The organism is Acidovorax sp. (genome assembly GCF_022763525.1).
Classification (GTDB): Bacteria; Pseudomonadota; Gammaproteobacteria; order Burkholderiales; family Burkholderiaceae_C; genus Acidovorax.
In genome coordinates this window covers 1-6,216 of the sequence record NZ_JALEGG010000197.1, presented here as the reverse complement: position 1 = coordinate 6,216, position 6,216 = coordinate 1, and the positions used below count along the sequence as shown (strand labels likewise).

The following is a 6,216-nucleotide window of genomic DNA, read 5'->3' as shown; positions in this document are numbered from 1 at the left end:
GCGAAGACCAGTTCACCAGCGACCACGGCTGGAGCTTTCCGCAGGATGCCGAGCGCCTGGCGCCCCTAGTGGCCGAATGCAAGGCCCTGGGCGTGCGCGTGAGCCTGTTCATGGACCCTGTGCCCGCGCAAATGGCTGCTGCCAGAGCGGTGGGTGCCGACCGCGTGGAGCTTTACACCGAACCTTACGCCGCCGCCTGGGGTACGCCGCAGCAGGCAGAGCAGCTGGCGCGCTACCGCGATGCCGCACAGGCGGCGCTCGATGCCGGACTGGGCGTCAATGCCGGCCACGATCTGAACCGGGACAACCTAGCCGCCTTCGTGCGCGAGGTGCCCGGCGTGCTGGAGGTCTCCATCGGCCACGCCCTGATCGCTGACGCGCTGGAACTGGGCTACGCCGCCACGGTGCGGTCGTATCTCGCATGCATCCAGGCGGGCTCGGCCGCCGCGCGTTGATACTCCTGATTTGATAGCTGGTCGCGCTTGGCAGAGAAGCGGTAGCGCCCATTTTTGATTCAAAACATGATCTACGGCATTGGCACCGACATCTGCGACGTGCGGCGCATCCAGGCCAGTCTGGCCCGCCATGGCGACCGCTTTGCACAAAAGGTGCTTGCCGAGGGCGAATTGCGCACCTGGCGCGAGCGCAGCGCCCGCTGGCCCGACCGCGGCCTGCGCTACCTGGCCACCCGCTTTTCGGCCAAGGAAGCGTTCAGCAAGGCCATAGGCCTGGGCATGCGCATGCCCATGACGTGGCGCCACTGCGAGGTGGCCAAGCTGCCGTCGGGCCAGCCCGTGATCGTGCTGCACGGCGCGCTCAAGGAATGGTTTGAGGCCCGGCGCCTGACCGCGCACCTGAGCGTGACCGATGAGACGGACTATGCCGCCAGCTTTTGCGTGGTAGAGAAAATGGAAGAAAAATCGGCCCCTAGCGCTTGATGGAAAAGCGCGAGTAGCTACTTTTTATATAGCAATCTGCAGCTTGCAGAAGAAAACGCATGACCGAACACGCACCCCTGATCCTGGACGTGGCGGGTACCACGCTCACCGACGTGGACCGCCGCCGCCTGGCCCACCCGCTCACCGGCGGCGTGATCCTGTTTGCCCGCAACTGGGAGAGCCGGGCGCAGCTGCTCGCGCTCACCAGCAGCATCAAGGCCGTGCGCGATGACCTGCTCATCTGCGTGGACCACGAAGGCGGCCGCGTGCAGCGCTTTCGCACCGACGGTTTCACCCACCTGCCGCCCATGCGTGCTTTTGGCGAGCTGTGGATGCAGGATGGCCGGGGCGCCAAGGCCGTACCTGGTAGCGGTGCCCTGCGGGCCACCAACGCCGCCACGGCGGCCGGCTATGTGTTGGGCAGCGAGCTGCGCGCCTGCGGCGTGGATTTCAGCTTCGCGCCCGTGCTGGACCTCGATTGGGGCGAGAGCGGCGTGATTGGCGACCGCGCCTTCCACCGCGACCCGCGCGTGGTGGCCTTGCTCGCCAAGAGCCTCATGCATGGCCTGCTGCAGGCCGGCATGGCCAACTGCGGCAAGCACTTTCCCGGCCACGGTTTCGTGAAGGCCGACTCGCACACCGACGTGCCGGTGGACAAGCGCAGCCTGAAGGCCATCCTGGAGGACGACGCAGCGCCGTACCCCTGGCTCAGTACCACCCTCACCAGCGTGATGCCGGCCCACGTGATCTACCCCAAGGTGGACAGCCGACCTGCGGGCTTCTCCAGGCGCTGGCTACAGGACATCCTTCGCCGGCAGATGCGCTTTGACGGCGCCATCTTCAGCGACGACCTGAGCATGGAGGGCGCCCGGCGCCTGGACGGTCAGTTGATCAGCTACACCGATGCCGCGATGGCCGCACTGCAGGCAGGCTGCGACCTGGTGTTGCTGTGCAACCAGAGCCTGGGTGACGGCCGCGCCGTGGACGAGTTGATCGAGGGCCTGGAAAAAGCGCAGGCGCAAGGCCGCTGGCAACCCAGCCCGGACAGCGAGTCGCGCCGCCTCGCGCTGCTGCCCGAGACCTTGCCCCAGCCCTGGGATGAGCTCATGCTGCAGCCGGCCTACATGCAGGCGCTGGACCTGCTGCCTTAGAACGGGTTCTAAGGCGTACTGAAAGGACTCGGCGTGGCGGGTGCCGGTACCGCCGCGGCAGATTCCGCAGGCGCCGCCGCCATCGGCTGCGCGGGCGGGGGCGGCACGCCCCGAAAGCGCCGCACTACGCGTTGGAACACCAGCGCATTCGGAATCTGCAACCAGGCCGCGTGGTCTTCCGTTGCGCCGTGGTCCTCCAGCGTGGTGTAGAGCAGGTTGATGTCCACCACGCGCCCCTTGGCGCCTGGCTTCTCGGCAGTGTCCAGCACCTCGATGTAGTCGCCCACGCGAAATGGCCGCACGGTAAAGATCAGCAGCGCGCAGAACAGGTTGGACAGCACGCTCCACGCGGCAAAGAAGGCCACGGCCCCCACCGTGGCAAACCCGGTGAAAGCCGTCCAGAGCACGGTGGCGGAAACGCCCATGCGCTCCAGCACCAGCAGCCCGGCACCGGCCACGATGGTCCAGCGGATGAGTCCGTTCATGGGTACCACCAGCTCGTCGGGCACCTGGTAGTGCAGGCTGGCCCGGCGCACCAGGCGGCGCAGCACGCGCTGCAGCAGCCACGCCGCCAGCACGATCAGCAGGATCTGCACGCCTGGAATGATGATTTCCAGCCAGTCGTGGACCCATTCGGGCAGGCGGTTCTTCAGCAGTTGCATGCGCGTGAGGGCAGTGCGGGTGGCGGGCTCGGCGGCGTCGAACGAAATGGCGGAAAGGAAACTCAAGGGTGCGGTAGTTTCGGGTGTAGCGGGTTGGGCGCCCCAGACCTGTGGCGCTGGGGCGTGTGCTCCTGCAATGTGGAAGAGGTCTCTCAGGCCTCCCGGCGCAGCGCGGGGAACAGGATCACGTCCCGGATGCTCGGGCTGTCAGTCAGCAGCATCATCAGCCGGTCGATACCGATGCCGCAGCCGCCGGTGGGGGGCATGCCGTACTCCAGGGCACGCACGAAGTCGTGATCGAAGAACATGGCCTCGTCGTCGCCGCTGTCCTTGGCCGCCACCTGCGCATGGAAGCGCGCAGCCTGGTCCTCGGCATCGTTCAGCTCGGAAAAGCCGTTGCCGAACTCGCGGCCGGTGATGTACAGCTCGAAGCGCTCGGTCACCTCAGGGCGCAAGTCGTTGGCACGGGCCAGGGGGCTGATCTCGGTGGGATGCTCCATGATGAAGGTGGGCTGCCAGAGCTTGTCTTCCACCGTTTCTTCGAAGTACAGCACCTGCAGGCTGGCCAGCGAGCGGGCCGAAAGCTTGTCCTTTTCCTCCGTCATGCCCAGTTTCTTGAGCGCGCTGATCAGCCACGCTGCGTCGTCCACATGGGCGCCGGCCTCGGTGTACTGGAAGATCGCTTCGCGGATGGTCAGCCGCGCGAAGGGTTGCGACAGGTCCACCGGGCGGCCCTGGTAGGTCATCTGCAGCCCGCCGGTGGCCTTCATGGCCACCTCGCGGATCAGCGTCTCGGTGAAGTCCATCAGGTCCAGGTAGTTCCAGTACGCCGCGTAGAACTCCATCATGGTGAACTCGGGGTTGTGGCGCACCGAGATGCCTTCGTTGCGGTAGCTGCGGTTGATTTCGAACACCCGCTCGAAGCCGCCCACGATCAGGCGCTTCAAGTACAGCTCGGGCGCGATGCGCAGGTACATCTCCTGCTCCAGCGCGTTGTGGTGCGTGACAAACGGCTTGGCATTGGCGCCGCCCGGGATGGGGTGCAGCATGGGCGTCTCGACTTCGAGGAAGCCGTGGCTCACCATGAACTCGCGCAGGCCGCTCACGGCCTTGCTGCGGGCTACGAAGCGCTTGCGGGCGTGCTCGTCGGTGATCAGGTCCACATAGCGCTGGCGGTACTTCTGCTCCTGGTCGGCCATGCCGTGGAACTTGTCGGGCAGCGGGCGCAGGCTCTTGGTGAGCAGGCGCAGGCTGGTCACCTTGACCGACAGCTCGCCCGTCTTGGTCTTCATCAGCGTGCCTTCGGCGCCCAGGATGTCGCCCAGGTCCCAGTGCTTGAACGCGGCATACAGGTCTTCGCCCACGGCGTCGCGGGTCACGTAAAGCTGGATGCGGCCGCCCACCTCGCCCAGCGAGCCGTCCTGGATCGTGGCGAAGCTGGCCTTGCCCATCACGCGCTTGAGCATCATGCGGCCGGCCACCGATACGGTGATTGGCGCGGCCTCCAGCGCTTCATTGGTGGCTTCGCTGTGGTCCAGGTGCAGCTGCGCCGCCTTGTGGACGGGCTTGAAGTTATTCGGGAAGGCGACGCCGCCGCCCGTGGCTTGGGCCTCGCGCAGCGCACGGAGCTTCTCGCGGCGCTCGGCGATGAGCTGGTTGTCGTCCTGGGGGGCGGGGGCGGGTTGGTGGTCGGACATAAGGGGTGCCGTCGGTACGGTACTGAAATGTGGGGCGCCGCTGGCGCTCGGGGCTGGGGCAGATGGCTGCGCGTGCGCAGCCAAACCGCTGATTTTATGGGTTCCGCGCCCTGCGGGGGCTGGCAACCACCGTGGCGGCCGTGCGCGCGATGATCAACAGGTCCAGCCAGAGGCTGCGCGACTGCACGTACTGGCACGCATAGCGCAGCTTGGACGGAAGAACCTCGTTCACATACGTGGCCTCGGGGTCGGCGCTTTGGGCCAGCAGTGCGCTCTCGTCGCGAAATGCCAGCGAGGCCAGGTCGGTGATGCCGGGGCGCACGCTGAGCACCTGGGCGGCGACGTCGGCGGGATACAGCGCCACGTATTTCGGCACCTCGGGCCGGGGACCCACCACGCTCATGTCACCGCACAGCACATTGGCAAACTGCGGGAGCTCGTCGAGCTTGGTGCGGCGCAGGAACCGGCCCGCGCGGGTGATGCGCGCATCCGCTCCGATGGTGATCTGCGGCCCCGCCGCATCGGCCCCTGCGCGCATGGTGCGGAACTTGTAGATGCGAAACAGCCGTCCGTGGCGGCCCACACGTTCTTGCTGGAAGATTGCTGGGCCGGGCGAATCACGGCGTACCCACAGCGCGATCATGGCCAGCGCCGGTGCCAGCAGCAGCAGCACGGTGCCCGAGAAGGCGATGTCAAAGGCGCGCTTGATCCACATGGTCGGTTGGGGCCTTCGCACTCAGCCCAGCAACTCGTGCAATGCGGCGATTACGCGGCCCTGGTCCGCGTCGCTCATGGCGGTGAAGAGCGGCAGGCTCACCATGGCCTGGTAAGCGGCATCGGCGTGCGGAAACTGCTCGGGCGTGAGCTGGTAGCGGTCCCGCCAGTAGGGGTGCCGGTGCAGGGGCACGTAGTGCACGCTGGTGCCAATGCCGCGGTCTGACAGGCCCTGGATCAGCGCATCGCGGCCGATGCGGGCCTGGGGTGCCAGGCGCACCACGTACAGGTGCCAGGCATGCACGTCGCCAGCTGGTGCGATGGCGGGCAGCACCAAGGGCAGGTCGGCCAGCGCGGCGTGGTAGCGCCGGGCCAGTTGCTCGCGTCGCTGCACGAACTGCGGCAGGCGCGCCAGCTGCTGCACGCCCATGGCGGCGGCCACGTCGGTCATGTTGTATTTGAAGCCAGGCGCGACGACCTCGTAGTACCACGCCGGGGTCTTGGACGTGAAGCGGTCGAACGCATCGCGGTTCATGCCGTGCAGGCGCATCACGCGCATGCGCTGGGCCAGGGCGGCATCGCGCGTCACGGCCATGCCGCCTTCGCCGGTGGTGATGGTCTTGTTGGCGTAGAAGCTGAACACCGTCACATCGGACTGCAGCTGCCCCACCAGCGTGCCGCGCCAGGTGGTGGGCAGCGCATGGGCGGCGTCTTCCACCACCTTGAGGCCATGCTCTTTGGCAATGGCCAGGATCGCGTCCATGTCGCACGCCAGCCCGCCGTAGTGCACGGGCAGGATGGCCTTGGTGCGGGGCGTAATGGCGGCGCGGATTTTGGCGGGGTCGATGTTCAGTGTCACCGGGTCCACATCCACCAGCACGGCATCGGCGCCGAGGTAGCGCGCCACCTCCACTGTGGCGGTGAAGGTCAGCGTGGGGGCGATCACCTCGTCGCCGGGGCCAATGCCCAGCGCCGCCCGCGCCAGGTGCAGCCCGGCGGTGGCCGTGTTGACGGCCACCGCCTGCAGCCCGCCGCCCAGGTAGTCGACAAAGTT

At 67.1% G+C, this 6,216-nt stretch carries 7 protein-coding genes; 3 read left to right on the top strand and 4 right to left on the bottom strand.

Going from position 1 to position 6,216, the window contains the following annotated elements; genetic code table 11:
- The 3 genes from MRY84_RS15465 to nagZ form a co-directional block, all read left to right on the top strand.
- The coding region (locus MRY84_RS15465; RefSeq protein ID WP_291506596.1) for a pyridoxine 5'-phosphate synthase at window positions 1–455 on the top strand (455 nt) is incomplete at its 5' end.
- A gap of 66 nt (window positions 456–521) precedes the next feature.
- Window positions 522–938 carry a holo-ACP synthase gene (gene acpS / locus MRY84_RS15460; protein ID WP_291506595.1) on the top strand — a complete coding sequence of 139 codons (417 nt, stop codon included), beginning with the start codon at window positions 522–524 and terminating at the stop codon, window positions 936–938.
- Between the two features lie 59 nt (window positions 939–997).
- Window positions 998–2,089, top strand: a complete 1,092-nt coding sequence (gene nagZ, locus MRY84_RS15455) for a beta-N-acetylhexosaminidase (RefSeq protein WP_291506594.1) — start codon at window positions 998–1,000, stop codon at window positions 2,087–2,089.
- Between the two features lie 8 nt (window positions 2,090–2,097).
- Here the strand turns inward: nagZ and MRY84_RS15450 are convergent, their stop codons facing one another.
- The 4 genes from MRY84_RS15450 to MRY84_RS15435 all read right to left on the bottom strand — a co-directional run.
- Window positions 2,098–2,751 (bottom strand): mechanosensitive ion channel family protein, encoded by a 654-nt coding sequence (locus MRY84_RS15450; RefSeq protein ID WP_291506597.1) that lies wholly within the window; start codon window positions 2,749–2,751, stop codon window positions 2,098–2,100.
- A 152-nt stretch (window positions 2,752–2,903) separates the two neighbouring features.
- On the bottom strand, window positions 2,904–4,532 hold the full coding sequence (gene lysS, locus MRY84_RS15445) for a lysine--tRNA ligase (protein WP_291506593.1): 1,629 nt from the start codon (window positions 4,530–4,532) through the stop codon (window positions 2,904–2,906).
- A 10-nt stretch (window positions 4,533–4,542) separates the two neighbouring features.
- On the bottom strand, window positions 4,543–5,163 hold the full coding sequence (locus MRY84_RS15440; protein ID WP_291506592.1) for a sugar transferase: 621 nt from the start codon (window positions 5,161–5,163) through the stop codon (window positions 4,543–4,545).
- Between the two features lie 21 nt (window positions 5,164–5,184).
- A partial coding sequence (locus MRY84_RS15435) for a DegT/DnrJ/EryC1/StrS family aminotransferase (protein ID WP_291506591.1) occupies window positions 5,185–6,216 on the bottom strand: 1,032 nt, incomplete at its 5' end.